General features: G+C 42.3%; 16 protein-coding genes. 13 read left to right on the top strand and 3 right to left on the bottom strand.

Annotated features, from left to right (window positions below; all coding sequences use genetic code 11):
- Positions 1-6: 6 nt before the first annotated feature.
- Together folE and msrA are read right to left on the bottom strand one after the other, a co-directional pair.
- Positions 7-606, bottom strand: a complete 600-nt coding sequence (gene folE, locus GTK07_RS05715) for a GTP cyclohydrolase I FolE (protein ID WP_163633938.1) — start codon at positions 604-606, stop codon at positions 7-9.
- On the bottom strand, positions 593-1156 hold the full coding sequence (gene msrA, locus GTK07_RS05710) for a peptide-methionine (S)-S-oxide reductase MsrA (RefSeq protein ID WP_163633936.1): 564 nt from the start codon (positions 1154-1156) through the stop codon (positions 593-595). Before msrA ends, folE begins: the two co-directional genes overlap by 14 nt.
- Positions 1157-1314: 158 nt before the next feature.
- Between msrA and GTK07_RS05705 the strand changes: the two genes are divergently transcribed.
- The 4 genes from GTK07_RS05705 to GTK07_RS05690 all read left to right on the top strand — a co-directional run bounded on the left by GTK07_RS05705 (position 1315) and on the right by GTK07_RS05690 (position 3667).
- Complete coding sequence (locus GTK07_RS05705) at positions 1315-1983, top strand: ABC transporter ATP-binding protein (RefSeq protein ID WP_163633934.1); 669 nt, start codon at positions 1315-1317, stop codon at positions 1981-1983.
- Position 1984: 1 nt separating this feature from the next.
- The gene (locus GTK07_RS05700) at positions 1985-2749 is read left to right on the top strand and encodes a TIGR02757 family protein (RefSeq protein ID WP_163633932.1); all 765 of its coding nucleotides are present in this window, start codon (positions 1985-1987) and stop codon (positions 2747-2749) included.
- A gap of 106 nt (positions 2750-2855) precedes the next feature.
- Positions 2856-3176 carry an ArsR/SmtB family transcription factor gene (locus tag GTK07_RS05695; RefSeq protein ID WP_163633930.1) on the top strand — a complete coding sequence of 107 codons (321 nt, stop codon included), beginning with the start codon at positions 2856-2858 and terminating at the stop codon, positions 3174-3176.
- Positions 3173-3667 (top strand): SRPBCC family protein, encoded by a 495-nt coding sequence (locus GTK07_RS05690; RefSeq protein WP_163633928.1) that lies wholly within the window; start codon positions 3173-3175, stop codon positions 3665-3667. The genes GTK07_RS05695 and GTK07_RS05690 overlap by 4 nt, the downstream gene beginning before the upstream one ends.
- An 8-nt stretch (positions 3668-3675) precedes the next feature.
- Here the strand turns inward: GTK07_RS05690 and GTK07_RS05685 are convergent, their stop codons facing one another.
- Positions 3676-4818, bottom strand: coding sequence for a Gfo/Idh/MocA family protein (locus tag GTK07_RS05685; RefSeq protein WP_163633926.1), 1143 nt, complete (start codon positions 4816-4818; stop codon positions 3676-3678).
- Positions 4819-4959: 141 nt separating this feature from the next.
- Between GTK07_RS05685 and GTK07_RS05680 the strand changes: the two genes are divergently transcribed.
- The 9 genes from GTK07_RS05680 to GTK07_RS05640 all read left to right on the top strand — a co-directional run bounded on the left by GTK07_RS05680 (position 4960) and on the right by GTK07_RS05640 (position 15157).
- Positions 4960-6450, top strand: a complete 1491-nt coding sequence (locus tag GTK07_RS05680) for a S10 family peptidase (protein ID WP_163633924.1) — start codon at positions 4960-4962, stop codon at positions 6448-6450.
- A gap of 139 nt (positions 6451-6589) precedes the next feature.
- Positions 6590-7279: an SGNH/GDSL hydrolase family protein gene (locus GTK07_RS05675; RefSeq protein WP_313790723.1), complete on the top strand. Its 690-nt coding sequence runs from the start codon at positions 6590-6592 to the stop codon at positions 7277-7279.
- 144 nt (positions 7280-7423) lie between these two features.
- The gene (locus GTK07_RS19240) at positions 7424-9208 is read left to right on the top strand and encodes a tetratricopeptide repeat protein (protein ID WP_163633922.1); all 1785 of its coding nucleotides are present in this window, start codon (positions 7424-7426) and stop codon (positions 9206-9208) included.
- A 77-nt stretch (positions 9209-9285) separates the two neighbouring features.
- A complete protein-coding gene (locus GTK07_RS05665; protein WP_203583738.1) occupies positions 9286-10056 on the top strand; it encodes a sterol desaturase family protein in 771 nt (256 codons plus the stop codon).
- Between the two features lie 30 nt (positions 10057-10086).
- Entirely contained in the window at positions 10087-10509 is a 423-nt protein-coding gene (locus GTK07_RS05660) for a hypothetical protein (protein ID WP_163633920.1), read from the top strand.
- 20 nt (positions 10510-10529) lie between these two features.
- Positions 10530-11537: a glycosyltransferase gene (locus GTK07_RS05655; RefSeq protein ID WP_163633918.1), complete on the top strand. Its 1008-nt coding sequence runs from the start codon at positions 10530-10532 to the stop codon at positions 11535-11537.
- Positions 11538-11661: 124 nt separating this feature from the next.
- Positions 11662-13584, top strand: coding sequence for a BatA domain-containing protein (locus GTK07_RS05650; RefSeq protein WP_235932445.1), 1923 nt, complete (start codon positions 11662-11664; stop codon positions 13582-13584).
- On the top strand, positions 13581-14837 hold the full coding sequence (locus GTK07_RS05645; RefSeq protein ID WP_163633914.1) for a dihydroorotase: 1257 nt from the start codon (positions 13581-13583) through the stop codon (positions 14835-14837). The genes GTK07_RS05650 and GTK07_RS05645 overlap by 4 nt, the downstream gene beginning before the upstream one ends.
- Entirely contained in the window at positions 14834-15157 is a 324-nt protein-coding gene (locus GTK07_RS05640; RefSeq protein WP_163633912.1) for a hypothetical protein, read from the top strand. The genes GTK07_RS05645 and GTK07_RS05640 overlap by 4 nt, the downstream gene beginning before the upstream one ends.
- Positions 15158-15166 lie beyond the last annotated feature (9 nt).

Below are 15166 nucleotides of genomic sequence, written 5' to 3'. Positions count from 1 at the left end.
AATCGGTCAGGACAAATCTGTACTGATAAGTTTAAGGAACTCGTTACGGGTCTCTATTTTTTCAAATTGCCCCCTAAAACCAGATGTGGTGGTCACGGAATTCTGTTTCTGCACCCCACGCATCATCATGCACATATGGGACGCTTCGATGACCACGGCAACTCCTTTCGGTTTTAAAGTGTTGTTGATGCATTCCAAGATATCGTGCGTCAACCGTTCCTGTACCTGTAACCTGCGGGCAAAAACATCCACCACACGTGGAATCTTGCTCAATCCCACAATATGTCCGTTGGGAATGTAAGCGATGTGCGCCTTGCCAAAAAAAGGAAGCATGTGGTGTTCGCAAAGCGAATACATTTCAATGTCCTTGATGATGACCATATCGTCATAACTTTCGGCAAACATGGCGCTTCTCAGAATTTCCTCGGCATCCTGTTGATAGCCTTGGGTAAGGAACAACATGGCTTTGGCGGCACGCTCTGGCGTCTTAACCAATCCTTCACGGGTTATATCTTCCCCAATATCACCCACGATCTTGGCAAAATGGTCCTTGACCTCATTGGTGATTTCTATGTTGTATTCCTCCAGGTTTCTATAAGGTGCCATGCTGTAGTTTTTTTGAAAAATAGGTGTTCAGTTTTTTGATTTTTGGGTCTATGATGACCTGGCAATAGGGTTGTTGTTGATGGTCGTTGTAATAATTGTGGTGCTCCTCCTCCGCCAAATAAAAAGGTTTTTCTCCGGAAATAGCCGTAACAATGGGAGATACAAAGATGCCTTCTTTTTCCAACAGGGCAATGAATTGCTGCGCTAATTCCTTTTGCTCAGGATTGGTGTAGAAAATCTCGCTGCGGTATTGGGTGCCTACATCGTTCCCCTGTCGGTTAAGGGTTGTGGGGTCATGCGTGGCAAAAAATACTTCCAGCAATTCGGTATACGATACTTGGGAAGGATCAAACGTAATCTTGATGGCTTCCGCATGCCCGGTCCTGCCGGTACAGATTTCACGATAGGCTGGATTTTTAATGGTACCGCCCGTATACCCAGGTACCACGGACTCTACCCCTTTCAAACGTTGAAAAACCGCTTCGGTACACCAAAAACAACCGCCAGCAAAGATGGCGGTCTCTTTTGTAGTATTATTTTGTTTATCCATTATTGTTCAAAGTTAAACAAAGTTTCGGATTTCATATACAATATCCCAAACTAATTCCATTCCTCATTAGTCGTACAAATGATCAAAACTTTAATTAAAAACCTGCATCTTTGTGCCTTCGACAGTAATCATTACTTTCATTCCACGAAGCCATTTTTATGATAAAGGCCACGAACATTCAAAAAAGTTACGGAGACCTTAAGGTCTTGAAAGGGGTCGATCTCGAAATACAAAAAGGGGAGGTTGTTTCCATTGTTGGTGCTTCCGGTGCGGGAAAAACCACTTTGTTACAGATTTTAGGGACCCTGGATACTCCATCCAATAAAGGCGAAAGTACTTTGTTCATCAATGATACGGATATTAACCAATTGAATGATAAAAGCTTGGCCCGATTCCGAAATGAACATATCGGCTTCATCTTCCAATTCCATCAATTGCTGCCTGAGTTTACGGCGCTGGAAAATGTCTGTATCCCTGCATTCATCAAGGGAACGGGCAAATCCGAGGCCGAAAAAAGGGCGAAGGAACTCTTGGATTTTTTGGGACTTGCCGATAGGTATGACCATAAGCCCAATGCGCTTTCCGGTGGGGAACAGCAACGGGTGGCCGTGGCACGATCCCTCATGAACAGTCCGTCCGTTGTTTTTGCGGACGAACCCAGTGGCAACCTCGATTCCGAAAGTGCGGATAACCTACACAAACTATTTTTCAAGCTTCGGGATGAATTCGGCCAGACCTTTGTATTGGTGACCCACAACCTGGAACTGGCCAATATGGCGGACCGTAAATTGACCATGGTAGATGGTTTGATCGTAGCCAAGAACTAGCATGACCAAAGCGGAGTTAAAGGATTTTTTGGATGCCAAGGTGGAGGAATACAACCACCCCCGTTTTTTAGAGGATGACCCCTTGCAGATTCCCCATCGCTTTACCAAAAAAGAGGATATCGAAATAAGTGCCTTTTTGGCTTCTACCATTGCATGGGGCAACCGAAAAAGCATCATCAACAACGCCTCTAAATTGATGGACCTCATGGACCATGCTCCCCATGATTTTGTCATCGGCCACCAAACTGAAGATCTTGAAAAATTGTCACTCTTTGTACACCGTACTTTCAATGGTATCGACTTGGGTTACTTTGTAACCAGCCTGAAAAATGTGTATACCAATCATGGTGGTCTGGAAGGCATTTTTACTACTTATCAGACCCGAGATTCCATGCAACCTGCCATTTCCCGATTCAAGGAAGTTTTCTTTGAACTGCCCCATGAGACCCGTACTACCAAGCATGTCTCCGATCCGTTAAAAGGTTCAGCGGCCAAGCGCATCAATATGTTTTTGCGGTGGATGGTACGTGACAATTCCACTGGAGTGGATTTTGGTCTTTGGAAAGACATTTCTCCCAGTAAACTTTCTTGCCCCTTGGATGTGCACACGGGCAATGTAGGACGGAAATTGAAACTGTTGAAACGAAAACAAAACGATGCCAAGGCCTTGGCCGAGTTAGATATAAATCTACGAAAACTGGCCCCCTCTGACCCGGTAAAATACGACTTTGCCCTTTTTGGATTGGGCGTGTTTGAAAAATTCTAATCAATTTCTTAAAGTTCTTCAAGTAAATATTATTGATGTTTTTTGCGCAACCAAAAAGTTGCATATATATTTGCAACCAAACAGTTTCATAAATCATATTGAAAAGATGAGAAGAGATGTTTTTCAAGCCATTGCCGATCCCACAAGAAGGGCCATCATTGCGCTAATTGCCTTGCAATCCATGACGCCCAATGCCATTGCGGAAAACTTCGATGCTTCCCGTCAATCCATTTCAAAACACCTGCGCATTCTCACCGAATGTGAATTGGTAGGCCAAGAACAACAAGGCCGTGAAATTTTCTATTCCCTTAAGATCGAAAAGATGAAAGAGATTGATGCGTGGCTTGAGCAATACCGGAAAATTTGGGAGACACGATTTGACCAACTCGAAAACGTATTATCCACCATTAAAAAACAAACAAAATGAAAGACCACCTGTTATTCAACTTTACTGTAGACAAATCAATTCAAACGGTATTTATTGACAAGGAATTTGAAGCGGAACTCCCCTTGGTTTGGGATGCCTTTACCAAGCCAGAAATTCTGGATCAATGGTGGGCACCCCAACCATGGAAGTCGGTAACCAAACATATGGATTTCAAGGTGGGCGGAAGGCGATTCTATGCTATGGTAAGCCCGGAGGGCCAAGAACATTGGTCGCTACAAAAATACACTTCCATCAGCCCGAAAACCAATTTTAAAATGTTCAATGCGTTTGCTGATGCGGATGAAAACCCTCAATTACCAGGTTCCAACTGGGATTTGAGTTTCAGTGAAGAAAACGGGGTCACCAAAGTCAGTATTTCCATTCACAATGAATCCCTCACCCGAATGGAACAGATGATTGAAATGGGCTTCAAGGAAGGATTCACCGCAACATTGACTTATTTGGCAAATATGTTGAAATCGTTCTCTTAATCAGAGTTTCAATCACCACCAAAACCAAATCCGGGGGCAAAATTCAAACTGATTTTTTGCCCTCCTTTGGCGATGGATTCATAAATGGCCTCTACAATCATCATATCGCGCTTGCCCATTTCTCCCGGAGCCTTGTTTGGTTCCCCTAAGAGTACGTGCTTGGCAAAATCGTCCATTTGTAATTTTTGTTGACTTTCGTGCGGAAATTCAAGAATATCCCCATTGGATGTTTTTCCACTCAACGGGCCATAATTGTTGGCCGGTTGCAACTGGAACCACCCATTGGTGCCTGAAACATACATACTGTTTGCGTTGAAATTGTGCGAAGTGGAGATATTGGCCACTGCCCCACTTGGAAATTCGAATTGGGCTAAGACGGTCTCGTCCGTATCCTTAAAATATTCTGGTCGGGTGCTGAATTCTTGTGCAGAAACCGAAATGGGGTTCTCCCCTGTTCCATAAATAGTACTCTGCACGGCATAAACGCCCATATTCATAAGAGCTCCGCCGCCTGAAAGCTTCCGGTTCAATCGCCATTGATCGGGATTCCCTGTGGACCTATAAGCAGCTTCGGCCGACACAAATTTGATGTCGCCAAAGGTTTTCTCCTTTACAAATCGTTTTACTTGTTGGGTGTAGGGTTCAGAATGTAGTCGATACCCCATTCCCAATTTTACCCCAGCAGCTTTACAGGCATTGATGATGGCATCACACTCTTCCACACTAACGGCCATGGGTTTTTCACAAATCACATGTTTGCCTGCTTTGGCAGCTCGGATACAAAATTCGGCATGCATACTATTGGGCAGTACCACATATACCACATCGATGGCGTCGTTCTTGGCGATATCATCAAAATTCTGATAGTTGTAGATATTCGCTTTAGGAATCCCATATTTGTCGGCCCAGATTCTTTCTTTGTCAGGGGTACCTGTTACAATCCCAGCCAAATAACAATATTGAGTATCCTGAAGGGCAGGAGCAAGTTGGTAGGTACTGTAACTCCCCAAACCGACCAAGGCAACGCCCAACTTCTTTTTATCCTGATCGGCCCCCATGGCACAGGCTATAGAGGTTACGGACATTAGGGCAGCGCTTCCAGCTCCCTTGATCATTAAGCCATTGAAATCCCGTCGGGTCAAACTTTTCATCGATGTCATGTTTAGTGTGCTGTACTAAAAATACGCATAATGCTTGAACCTTTATAACTTTATGTTTTTACAATTACTTTAACAGATTCAAAAGTTGTAAAATCCTTACATTTAGTCACTAGACTAATTCAACCAAATAATATGAAATCTCTTTACCTTTTTAGCATAGCGTTATGCTCTGCCATTACCTTGACATTTGCCCAAGAAAGAAAATTGCCGATTGATACGACGGTAACTACCCAACATTCTGTGACCATCAATGGCACTCGTATGGATTACACTGCCGTAACCGGTACCCAGCCTGTTTGGGACGAACTTGGAAAACCCATTGCTTCCCTTCATTACACGTACTACACTAGAAATGATGTAAAGGACCGGGCATCCCGTCCTTTATTAATTTCTTTTAATGGTGGACCCGGTTCCGGTTCCGTTTGGATGCACTTGGCCTATACTGGTCCTCGTGTGCTTAAAATTGATGATGAAGGCTATCCCGTTCAGCCGTATGGAGTAAAAGAAAACCCCTATTCGGTTTTGGATGTGACCGATATTGTATATGTAAACCCCGCAAATACAGGTTACTCCCGCACCATTCCTGAATCTGGAAAGGAAGTGGATCATAAAAAATTCTTCGGGATTAATGCGGATACCAAATATTTGGCCGAATGGCTGAACACTTTTGTGACACGGAACAACCGTTGGAGATCTCCAAAATACATTGTTGGGGAAAGCTATGGCGGTACCCGTGTGATGGGACTTTCCTTGGCGTTGCAGAACCAACAGTGGATGTACTTGAACGGTGTGATTATGGTATCGCCTGCCGATTACAAGGTGTTCCGTGACAATGACCCTGTTTCCAGTGCTTTGAACCTCCCCTATTTTGCCGCTGCTGCTTGGCACCATAAAGCGCTGCCTGCTGCTTTACAAAGCCAAGATCTTTTGGAAGTTTTGCCAGAAGTGGAGGATTTTACCATCAATAAGTTATTGCCCGCCATTGCCAAAGGTGGATTCATCCAAGATTCAGAACGTAAGGCCATAGCTGATAAAATGGCCTATTATTCAGGGTTGGATGCGCAGGACATCATAGACCAAAATTTGGTAGTGCCTACGCAGTTCTTCTGGAAAGCGTTGATGAGGGAAAAAGGTGGTTATACCATAGGACGTTTGGATAGCCGTTATTTGGGGATTGACAAAACATTAACCGGTACCAGACCCGACTATTCAGCCGAGTTGACTTCTTGGTTGCACAGCTTTACCCCTGCCATTAACTATTATTTGCAGGAAGAATTGAATTTTAAGACCGACATTAAATACAACATGTTCGGCCCGGTACATCCATGGGATGATAGCAACGATAATGTACGTGATGACCTTCGTCAAGCCATGGCGCAGAATCCTTATTTGAACGTTTTGGTGCAATCTGGTTATTATGATGGTGCCTGTACTTATTTTGCTGCCAAATATACCATGTCCCAAGTGGATCCAAGTGGACGCATGAAAGATCGCTTCGAGTTTAAGGGATACCGTTCTGGGCACATGATGTATTTACGTCATGAAGATTTGAAAACGGCGAATGAAGACATCCGCAATTTCATTCTAAAGACTCAAGCTAACGGTAAGAGTGCTAAATATTAGGAGCAGTTGAAACTATAGAAAAGGGCAGGCCTAATTTGGCCTGCTTTTTTTTTGAAATTGTTTTTGAACTTGATTCTGCCTAGTAACTGAAAACTTTTTACGTAAATTAGAACTTCGTACAGTAACTAAAACAAACGTTGTGAAAACACAAACCACCATTTGGACCATGGCATTATTCTTAGGATTGTTGAACCCGTTCAAAAGTACCGCACAAGATTGGCCCAACCTTGAAAAGTATAAGAAAGCCAATACCGAATTGCCTGCTCCAGCCGCAGATGAGAACCGAGTGGTTTTTATGGGCAACTCCATTACCGAAGGATGGATCGGTGCGCATCCTGAATTTTTTAAGGACCATCCTTTTATTGATCGTGGTATCGGGGGACAGACCACACCTCAAATGTTGCTGCGTTTCAGACAGGACGTCATCAATCTAAAACCAAAAGTGGTGGTGATTTTAGCCGGAACCAATGATATTGCAGGGAATACTGGACCCATGACGCTTGAAGAAATTAGGGATAATATCTTGGGAATGGTAGAACTGGCCAAAGCTAATGGCATCCATCCTATCGTCTGTTCCGTATTGCCAGCCTATGATTATCCTTGGAGACCCGGATTACAGCCCAATATCAAGATTCCAAAGTTGAATGGTATGTTGAAGACCATGGCAAAGGAGCAAGGGGTCATGTATCTGGATTATTTTGCTGCCATGGCCGATAAAAGAAACGGTCTGCCCAAAGCTTTGACTACAGATGAAGTACACCTGACCAAGGCCGGTTATTCCGTAATGGAAAAATTGGTACTGAAAGCGATTGATGAAGTGCTAAAATAAGAGATGTCTTATCTGCAGCGGGTTACAACATAAATAATTTTATGCCCTTAATTATTTGAAGTCCATAAATTTAGAGAGAGACCAGGTGATTAATGGTCATCCGAAGCTAACTTTTGTATCTTAGCGATATCAATCAATCTCGTTGTGGAACTAATTGGCAATAAGGAAACTACCATTGCGGTATTACCTTTTCAGATTATTGGGGATTCTGAGTCCATCTCTCCGATCATCAAGGGGTTTACCGAGGATCTTATCGTCAATTTTTCCAAGTACGTAGGGCTATCCGTCATTTCCCAATACTCCACACAGCATATTACGAACAGTTCCGATGCTGAATCCATAGGGCGATTGGGTGCAGACTATATAATTACAGGAAGCTTTCGCCCCACTAATCAAGGTTTCCGGATTGGGGTGCAGCTCATCAGGACCAGGGACCATAAGATCGTATTTGCAGGCAACCACGATGAAACCCTGGAAAGCGTATTGAAAATGCAGGACACCATTACGCAACAAATAGTGAATGTACTGCAACAACAAATAGATCATGACCTACTCTCCTACTCTTATAAAAAGGAATTAGTGGATCTTGCCGCTTACGAAAATTGGCTTTTAGGGATGAACGAGGTCAAGAAAGGAACATTGGAAAGTGACCTTAAAGCAAGAGAACATTTTAAAGCCGCTTTAAATATCGACCCAATGTTTGCCCGTGCTTATACAGGGCTCTCCTTGTCGTATTTCAATGAATGGAGCTGCCAATTGTGGGATCGTTGGGATGTGAGCCAAAAAGGAGCCCATGATTATGCACTCAAAGCGATAGAATTGGATGAAAACGATTATGTTTCATTGGCGGTACTGGGCCGTACTTTTCTTTATTTAGGAGATTATGATAAATCGGAGCATTTGTTACGGAAATCTCTTAAGATGAATCCGAACGATGCCGATAACCTTGTATTGATATCCAATTGTATGGTTTGGCTTGGTTATATACAAGAAGCTGAACAATTGTATGATAAAGCTAGGAACCTAAACCCGTTGAATCCCGAAGCCTATCTACCGACAGGCATGTTGGTTTATTTTGAAAAAGGTGAGTTTGAAAAAGCCATCGAGGTTGGTGAAAAGGTTTCCAATCTTTCTATTTGGACTGATTTCACAGCTTTTTTATCTGCTGCATATTATCATATTTCCCGTCACGACCAAATGAAGAGTTATTGGGAACAATATCTAAAGATATTTAGAAGAAACATCAAGCAGAATAAAGATGCCACAAACCAAGAAGCAATTGCATGGCAAAAGGAAGTCAACCCCTACAAAGATAAAAGCAATCTAGAGCCATTTTGGGAATTTATGATTGGGAAAGATTCAAAACCAAATGCTCCCATCATTCCTGCCGAAACAAGTAAAGTTATAAAAGGAAGTTTTGTCCATCATGGCGAACTGTGGGAGCTCAGCTATGGAGGTTTGTCAATAAACATCAGAGATTCCAAAGGACTACGTGATATCACTCAATTATTGGAACATCCCGAAGAGGAATTTCATTGCCTACAACTAATGGGAAGTTCTGTGAAACAAGAAGGTACAGCACTTATTGATGAAAAAGCATTGAAGGATTATAAGTCCAAAATAAAATCCTTAAAAATGCAAATCAGCGATGCAGAAGAGATGGGGCTTATTGAAAAAGCAGAAAGACTGGAAGAGGAATATGAGCAATTGATGGGGTATATCGGTAAGGTGATGGGGTTGTCCAACAAAGTGCGCAGAACGGGCTCCTCTTTGGAAAAAGCTCGAGCGGCAGTTACCTGGCGCATCAGGAATTCCATTACTAAAATAGAACAAGTCCATCCTTTGTTGGCCAAGCATCTCGCAAACTCCATCAAAACAGGAACCTGTTGTAGCTATAAGCCGGAAATACCCCACGAATGGACATTTTAACAAAACTTACCTGCTGCCTTACATTGTAAGGTCAAAACTTATGCCTATGGGGTAAACAACCTAAAAAATCGTAAAGTATGTTAGAGATTTTAAAAAGTTTACCCAATCCTTGGGAAGTGTTGATAGACCCAGTCTCCCTAATTTTATTGGGCATGTATGGCGTATTGATGATCTGGGAAGGACTTTTTCCTGCCAGGGAACTTCCCAAGATCAAGAATTGGAAACTCAAGGGGCTTACCTCTTTTGCCGTGTTTTTTTACCTATCCACTTACTTCCCCTTGATATGGGACAATTATCTGGTGGATTATCAAATCTTTGACTTGACTGCACTTGGGACGGGATGGGGTGCCTTCATCGCGGTCATGATCTATGAATTTGCCCTTTACATTTGGCATTATGCCATGCACAAGAATGATACCCTATGGAAAATATTCCATCAAATGCACCATAGTGCCGAACGTATGGACAGTTATGGGGCCTTTTACTTTAGCCCAATGGACATGATCGGCTTCACCTTGTTGGGAAGTCTATGTTTGGTGGTCATTGCCGGGTTTACCGCTCAGGCAGCGACCGTGTTCATTCTGATTACTACGTTTTTAAGCATATTTCAACATGCCAATATCAAAACTCCGGTTTGGGTGGGGTATTTCATCCAAAGACCGGAGGCCCATACCGTACATCATGCCAAAGGCATTCATGCCTATAATTATTCCGATATATCCTTGTTTGATATCCTGTTTGGCACCTTCAATAACCCCAAAGGGTATGAACATGAAGCCGGTTTTTATCTTGGGGCATCCAATAGGGTTTGGGATATGTTACGGTTTAGGGATATCAATAAAGAATAAGCCATGTCCTGCACAAGACCTAACATGGGCATGAACCCACCTAAACACCATTGGGATTTGGACGATTCCCGTTTCATTACAGCCTTTGAAACGGGAAGCCTGTCCCCTTCCCTGTTCAGCCACGAAGCCCATTTACGTTTAGCCTATATCTATTTGAAGAATTTTAGAGAAGAATTGGCCATAGAGAAATGTTGTAATGGTATCCAGAGGTTTGACCGATTGCATGGGGATGGCACAAAGTTCCATAAAACCTTGACCGTGGCCTCGGTTAAAGCAGTCCAACACTTTATGAGAAAATCAAAATCTGGCACTTTTGATGATTTTATTGTGGAGTTCCCAAGACTCAAAACATCCTTTAAACAATTGTTGGACCAGCATTATGCGTTTGACTTGCTAAAAAGTGTCAAAGCCAAATCAGAATATGTGGCCCCGGACCTCATACCCTTTGATTGAAGAATTAGTTACTTTGCAATATGCAACAGGGCAAAGTAAGCATCGTCATCCCATTTAAGAATACCGCTCATTATTTACTGGAATGTTTGGATTCTATTCTAGGCCAAACCTATTCCAATTGGGAGGTTTTGGCCGTAGATGATCATTCCAACGACCAGAGTTTTGAGGTCTTGAGTCAATATGCTAACAAAGACCCTCGCATAAAAGTCTTTATAAATGAAGGGGAAGGAATCATTCCTGCCTTGCGGACAGCATATGTCAAAAGTAGCGGAGCCTTTATCACCCGGATGGATTCTGATGACATAATGAAACCGCAGAGATTGGAACGAATGGTCCATAACTTGATAATAACCGGCCAAGGACACATTGCCGTAGGACAGGTTAAATACTTTTCTGACCGGGGCATCAGCAATGGTTATTCACGCTATGAAAAATGGTTGAACGGGTTGACATCCAAGGGAACCAATTTTGATGAAATCTACAAAGAGTGCGTAATTCCATCACCTTGTTGGATGGTATATAGGGAGGATTTTGATCGTTGTGGTGGATTTGAACCCTTGCGCTATCCCGAAGATTACGATCTCACCTTTCGTTTTTATGAGGGAGTATTAAAAATCATTCCATGTGATGAAATACTGCATCTTTGGCGGGATTACGATACTCGGACTTCACGAACCCATGAGCATTATGCCCAAAACTATTTTTTGGATATCAAACTCCATTACTTTTTGCAATTGAATCATGACATAAACCGCCCCCTGGTGGTTTGGGGAGCTGGATTCAAAGGAAAAGCCATTGCCAAGGGACTACAACATCATGGTATCGATTTTACTTGGCTTTGTGATAATCCCAATAAAATTGGTAAAAAGATCTACAATAAAGAACTGATGCATTTTGATGATTTAAAAACATTGGAAAACCCGCAAAGCATCATCACTGTTGCAAATGGCAAAGAGCAAACAGAAATAAAGAAGTACTTGAAGGGTCTCGGTCAAAAACCGATGGAGGATTATTTTTTCTTTTGTTGACAAACCTTACAACCTTTACCTTACCCATTAATCCTTCACCCATTTTAATTTATAACCCCCTTAACAGCATTATTTGAAATGATCAAATACTTTAATGCCTATATTTGTTCAATCTAAGTCGGGAATGCAGTTTAAACATCCAGAAATTCTTTGGGCCCTTTTTCTTCTGATCATTCCGCTATTCATCCATCTTTTTCAGTTACGAAGATTCCAAAACACTCCTTTTACCAATGTGGCCATGCTACAAAAAGTAGTTTCGGAGTCTCGCAAAAGCAATTCTTTTAAGAAATGGTTGTTGCTTTTTACAAGATTGTTGCTGCTGGTTGCTCTGATCGTGGCCTTTGCCCAACCGTTTGCTTCCTCGGGAACGGCCTTGCAACAAAAAGAAACCGTAATCTATTTGGATGATTCCTTCAGCATGCAGGCCAAGGACAATGGACTGGCGCTATTTGAAAAAGCCATTCAGGATCTTATTAAGAATATTGACCCTGAATCGGTTTTCAGTCTTTTTACCAATACACAAACGTTTACAGATATTCAAATAAAGGATATCCAAAACAACCTACTGTCATTACCCTATACTTACAAGCAGTTGAACCTTGAGGAAATAACACTCAAGGCAAATAGTTTATTTTCCAAATCAGACAATTCCGTTAAAAACTTGATGGTCATTTCCGATTTTCAGGATAGAATGGTTACTAGGACCCAACCATTGGATAGTGCACTGCGCCCCTATTTTGTTTCCTTAAGACCTAGGGAAGTGCGCAATGTTGCTATGGATTCCGTTTTACTCAGTGACCGATTTGCGGACCAAGCCAAGCTTACGGTGCTTTTGTCGGGAGGTAACCCAGAGGAAGCCTTGCCGCTATCGTTGTACAATGATGAAAATCTGATTGCCAAAACCGCTGCTAAATTTGGTGAAAATGCCAAGGCCAGAGTAGAATTTTCCATACCGGGAAATGAAAAAATCAATGGTCGTTTAACACTTGTCGACAACGGTTTGGCCTATGACAATACCTTTTATTTCAACATCAACCAAACAGAAAAAATCAAGGTGTTGGCCATCAGTGAATCGGACAACGATTATTTGGGTCGACTTTTCACGGAGGACGAATTTCACCTTCAAAGTTTCAAGCTTAATCAATTGGATTACAGTAAATTTGATGATCAAAATGTCGTAATACTGGATAATTTAAAGGCCATCCCCAATAGTCTTCAAAATGTTTTGCGCACCTTTAAAAATAATGGCGGTACTTTAATCGTAATTCCTTCCATCAGTAGTGATTTGGCTTCCTATAATTCTTTTCTATCCAGCCTTTCCAACATTCGTTTTACTGAAAAAGTATCATTAAATACCAAACTGACTACCATTGCTTTTGATCATCCGCTTTACAGGAATGTTTTCGAAAAGCAAGTAACTAATTTTCAATATCCTTCGGTAAAGGAATATTTTAAAGTTCAGAGCACTTTGCCCAACATACTAGCTTTGGAAGGTGGTGATGCATTTTTATCGGGGACGGATGGACTTTACATTTTTTCGACGCCCTTGGAACTGGAAAATTCCAATTTTAAGAATTCCCCATTGATCGTGCCCACCTTTTACAATATGGCAATTTCGAGCTTGAAGGCCCCTGAACTCTATCACACCTTAGGAGTTCCGAGTGCCATAGATGTGGCGACCCGTTTGGGAAGTGATGATATTTTATCTGTTGCTAAGGAAGGGTATGAATTTATTCCGCTTCAGCAAACGTTTCCCAACCGGGTAAGGCTTTCTTTTGACCAAAACCCGACAGAGGACGGCATTTATACCATTTCTCAAAATGGGAATGCCTTGCAAAATATTAGTTTTAATTACCCTAGATCTGAGAGCCGACTCAATTATCTTGATTTGGAAAATTTTTCCCAAGCCAATATGCAAGACTCCGTAACATCAGTGTTTGAGCAATTTGAACAGGACAATAACATTACGGCATATTGGAAATGGTTTGTTATTTTAGCGTTGCTTCTGGCGCTCATTGAGGTTATCATTCAAAAATTCGTTACATGAACATTCTGCTGAAGTCTGCAAAAATTGTATGCCCAGATAACAAGGAACTTCACCTAAAAAAAAGGGACATCCTGATTAAAAATGGAATCATTGAAAAGATTGGAACCTCTGTGGAAGGCCCTGTCAATGCCAAGGTTGTGGGCCATAAAAACCTCCATGTTTCCTTGGGTTGGTTCGATTCCGGAGTGAGTTTTGGGGAGCCTGGTTATGAAGAGCGGGAAACAATTTCAAACGGTCTCATGGTCGCGGGAAAAAGTGGTTTTACGGATATCCTTCTGTATCCCAGCACCCATCCGGTACCTGATACCAGTTCCGATGTGGTATTCTTAAAGGAAAGAGGGATTAACAAGGCAACGGTGATCCATCCCATGGGAACTTTGACCAAAAATTCGGACGGGAAGGACCTTGCAGAGCTTTTCGATATGAAAAATGCAGGAGCCGTGGCTTTTTACGACTTTAAGAAACAAGTGGCCAATCCCAATCTTTTGAAAATAGCCCTGTTGTACGCCCAAAATTTTGGAGGATTGATTTTTTCCTTCCCACAGGATGGCAACATTAAAGGGACCGGAGTGGCCCACGAAGGAAAAATTTCAACCATTCTGGGGATGAAAGGGATTCCCGCTTTGGCAGAAGAACTGCAAGTGGCCAGAGATCTTTTTGTTCTGGAATACACTGGGGGAAAGCTGCATATCCCTACCATTTCCACGGCGGGGTCTGTAAAACTGATTGCCAATGCCAAAAAGAAAGGGTTGGATGTAAGCTGTAGTGTGGCCATTCACAATCTTTTTCTTTCCGATGAAACACTTCAGGGATTTGATACCCACTACAAAGTGTCACCTCCCCTTCGTGAAAAATCGGATTGCAAAGCCTTGATCAAAGGAGTAAGTGACGGCACCATCGATTTTGTGACTTCGGACCATATTCCTGTGGACATTGAGCATAAAAGGGTGGAGTTCGACAATGCCATGGATGGCTCCATTGGCTTGGAATCTGCCTTTGGTTGTCTGAATACCATTTTCGGTCTTGACGAAACCATAAGTATGTTAACCAAAGGTCGCTCCCGTTTTGGACTGGAAGAACCGATCTTTAAAGAAGGAGCCAAAGCCTGTCTTACTCTTTTTAATCCTGATGAAGACTATACCTTTGGATTGGAGGACATACTCTCTACCTCCAAGAACAGTATGTTTTTGGGTTCTTCCCTAAAGGGAAAAACCATCGGTGTCATCCACAACAACCAAAGCATCTTGAAATGAGTAAAACAAATCCCGGAAAGACGACGTCCATAGTGGCGTACATTACCATTGTAGGCTGTTTAATAGCCATTACCATGAATATGGAACCCAAGAATGCCTTTGCACGGTTTCATACCAGACAGGCTTTTGGCATACACGTACTTTTTCATGCCTTGGCGATTTTGCTTACCTATTCAGGAATGGTCTACCTGGCTATACCCATTTATATTTTCTATTTTGTACTGTGGATTTTTGGGTTTTTGCAGGTGCTGAACGATCAGATGAAGCCCTTGCCAGTTTTGGGTGAATATTTTCAAAAATGGTTTACCTTCATTCCTTAAAATTATAGC

Origin of the sequence: Flagellimonas sediminis, from assembly GCF_010500845.1 — a bacterium.
GTDB lineage: Bacteria > Bacteroidota > Bacteroidia > Flavobacteriales > Flavobacteriaceae > Flagellimonas > Flagellimonas sediminis.
This window is presented reverse-complemented; position numbering and strand designations above follow the sequence as displayed.

What these genes read in the sequence shown, in the direction of transcription:
- folE (WP_163633938.1), bottom strand. Translation starts at nt 606, where the DNA reads ATGGCACCTTATAGAAACCTGGAGGAATACAACATAGAAATCACCAAT.
- msrA (WP_163633936.1), bottom strand. Translation starts at nt 1,156, where the DNA reads ATGGATAAACAAAATAATACTACAAAAGAGACCGCCATCTTTGCTGGC.
- GTK07_RS05705 (WP_163633934.1), top strand. Translation starts at nt 1,315, where the DNA reads ATGATAAAGGCCACGAACATTCAAAAAAGTTACGGAGACCTTAAGGTC.
- GTK07_RS05700 (WP_163633932.1), top strand. Translation starts at nt 1,985, where the DNA reads ATGACCAAAGCGGAGTTAAAGGATTTTTTGGATGCCAAGGTGGAGGAA.
- GTK07_RS05695 (WP_163633930.1), top strand. Translation starts at nt 2,856, where the DNA reads ATGAGAAGAGATGTTTTTCAAGCCATTGCCGATCCCACAAGAAGGGCC.
- GTK07_RS05690 (WP_163633928.1), top strand. Translation starts at nt 3,173, where the DNA reads ATGAAAGACCACCTGTTATTCAACTTTACTGTAGACAAATCAATTCAA.
- GTK07_RS05685 (WP_163633926.1), bottom strand. Translation starts at nt 4,818, where the DNA reads ATGAAAAGTTTGACCCGACGGGATTTCAATGGCTTAATGATCAAGGGA.
- GTK07_RS05680 (WP_163633924.1), top strand. Translation starts at nt 4,960, where the DNA reads ATGAAATCTCTTTACCTTTTTAGCATAGCGTTATGCTCTGCCATTACC.
- GTK07_RS05665 (WP_203583738.1), top strand. Translation starts at nt 9,286, where the DNA reads ATGTTAGAGATTTTAAAAAGTTTACCCAATCCTTGGGAAGTGTTGATA.
- GTK07_RS05660 (WP_163633920.1), top strand. Translation starts at nt 10,087, where the DNA reads ATGAACCCACCTAAACACCATTGGGATTTGGACGATTCCCGTTTCATT.
- GTK07_RS05655 (WP_163633918.1), top strand. Translation starts at nt 10,530, where the DNA reads ATGCAACAGGGCAAAGTAAGCATCGTCATCCCATTTAAGAATACCGCT.
- GTK07_RS05650 (WP_235932445.1), top strand. Translation starts at nt 11,662, where the DNA reads ATGCAGTTTAAACATCCAGAAATTCTTTGGGCCCTTTTTCTTCTGATC.
- GTK07_RS05645 (WP_163633914.1), top strand. Translation starts at nt 13,581, where the DNA reads ATGAACATTCTGCTGAAGTCTGCAAAAATTGTATGCCCAGATAACAAG.
- GTK07_RS05640 (WP_163633912.1), top strand. Translation starts at nt 14,834, where the DNA reads ATGAGTAAAACAAATCCCGGAAAGACGACGTCCATAGTGGCGTACATT.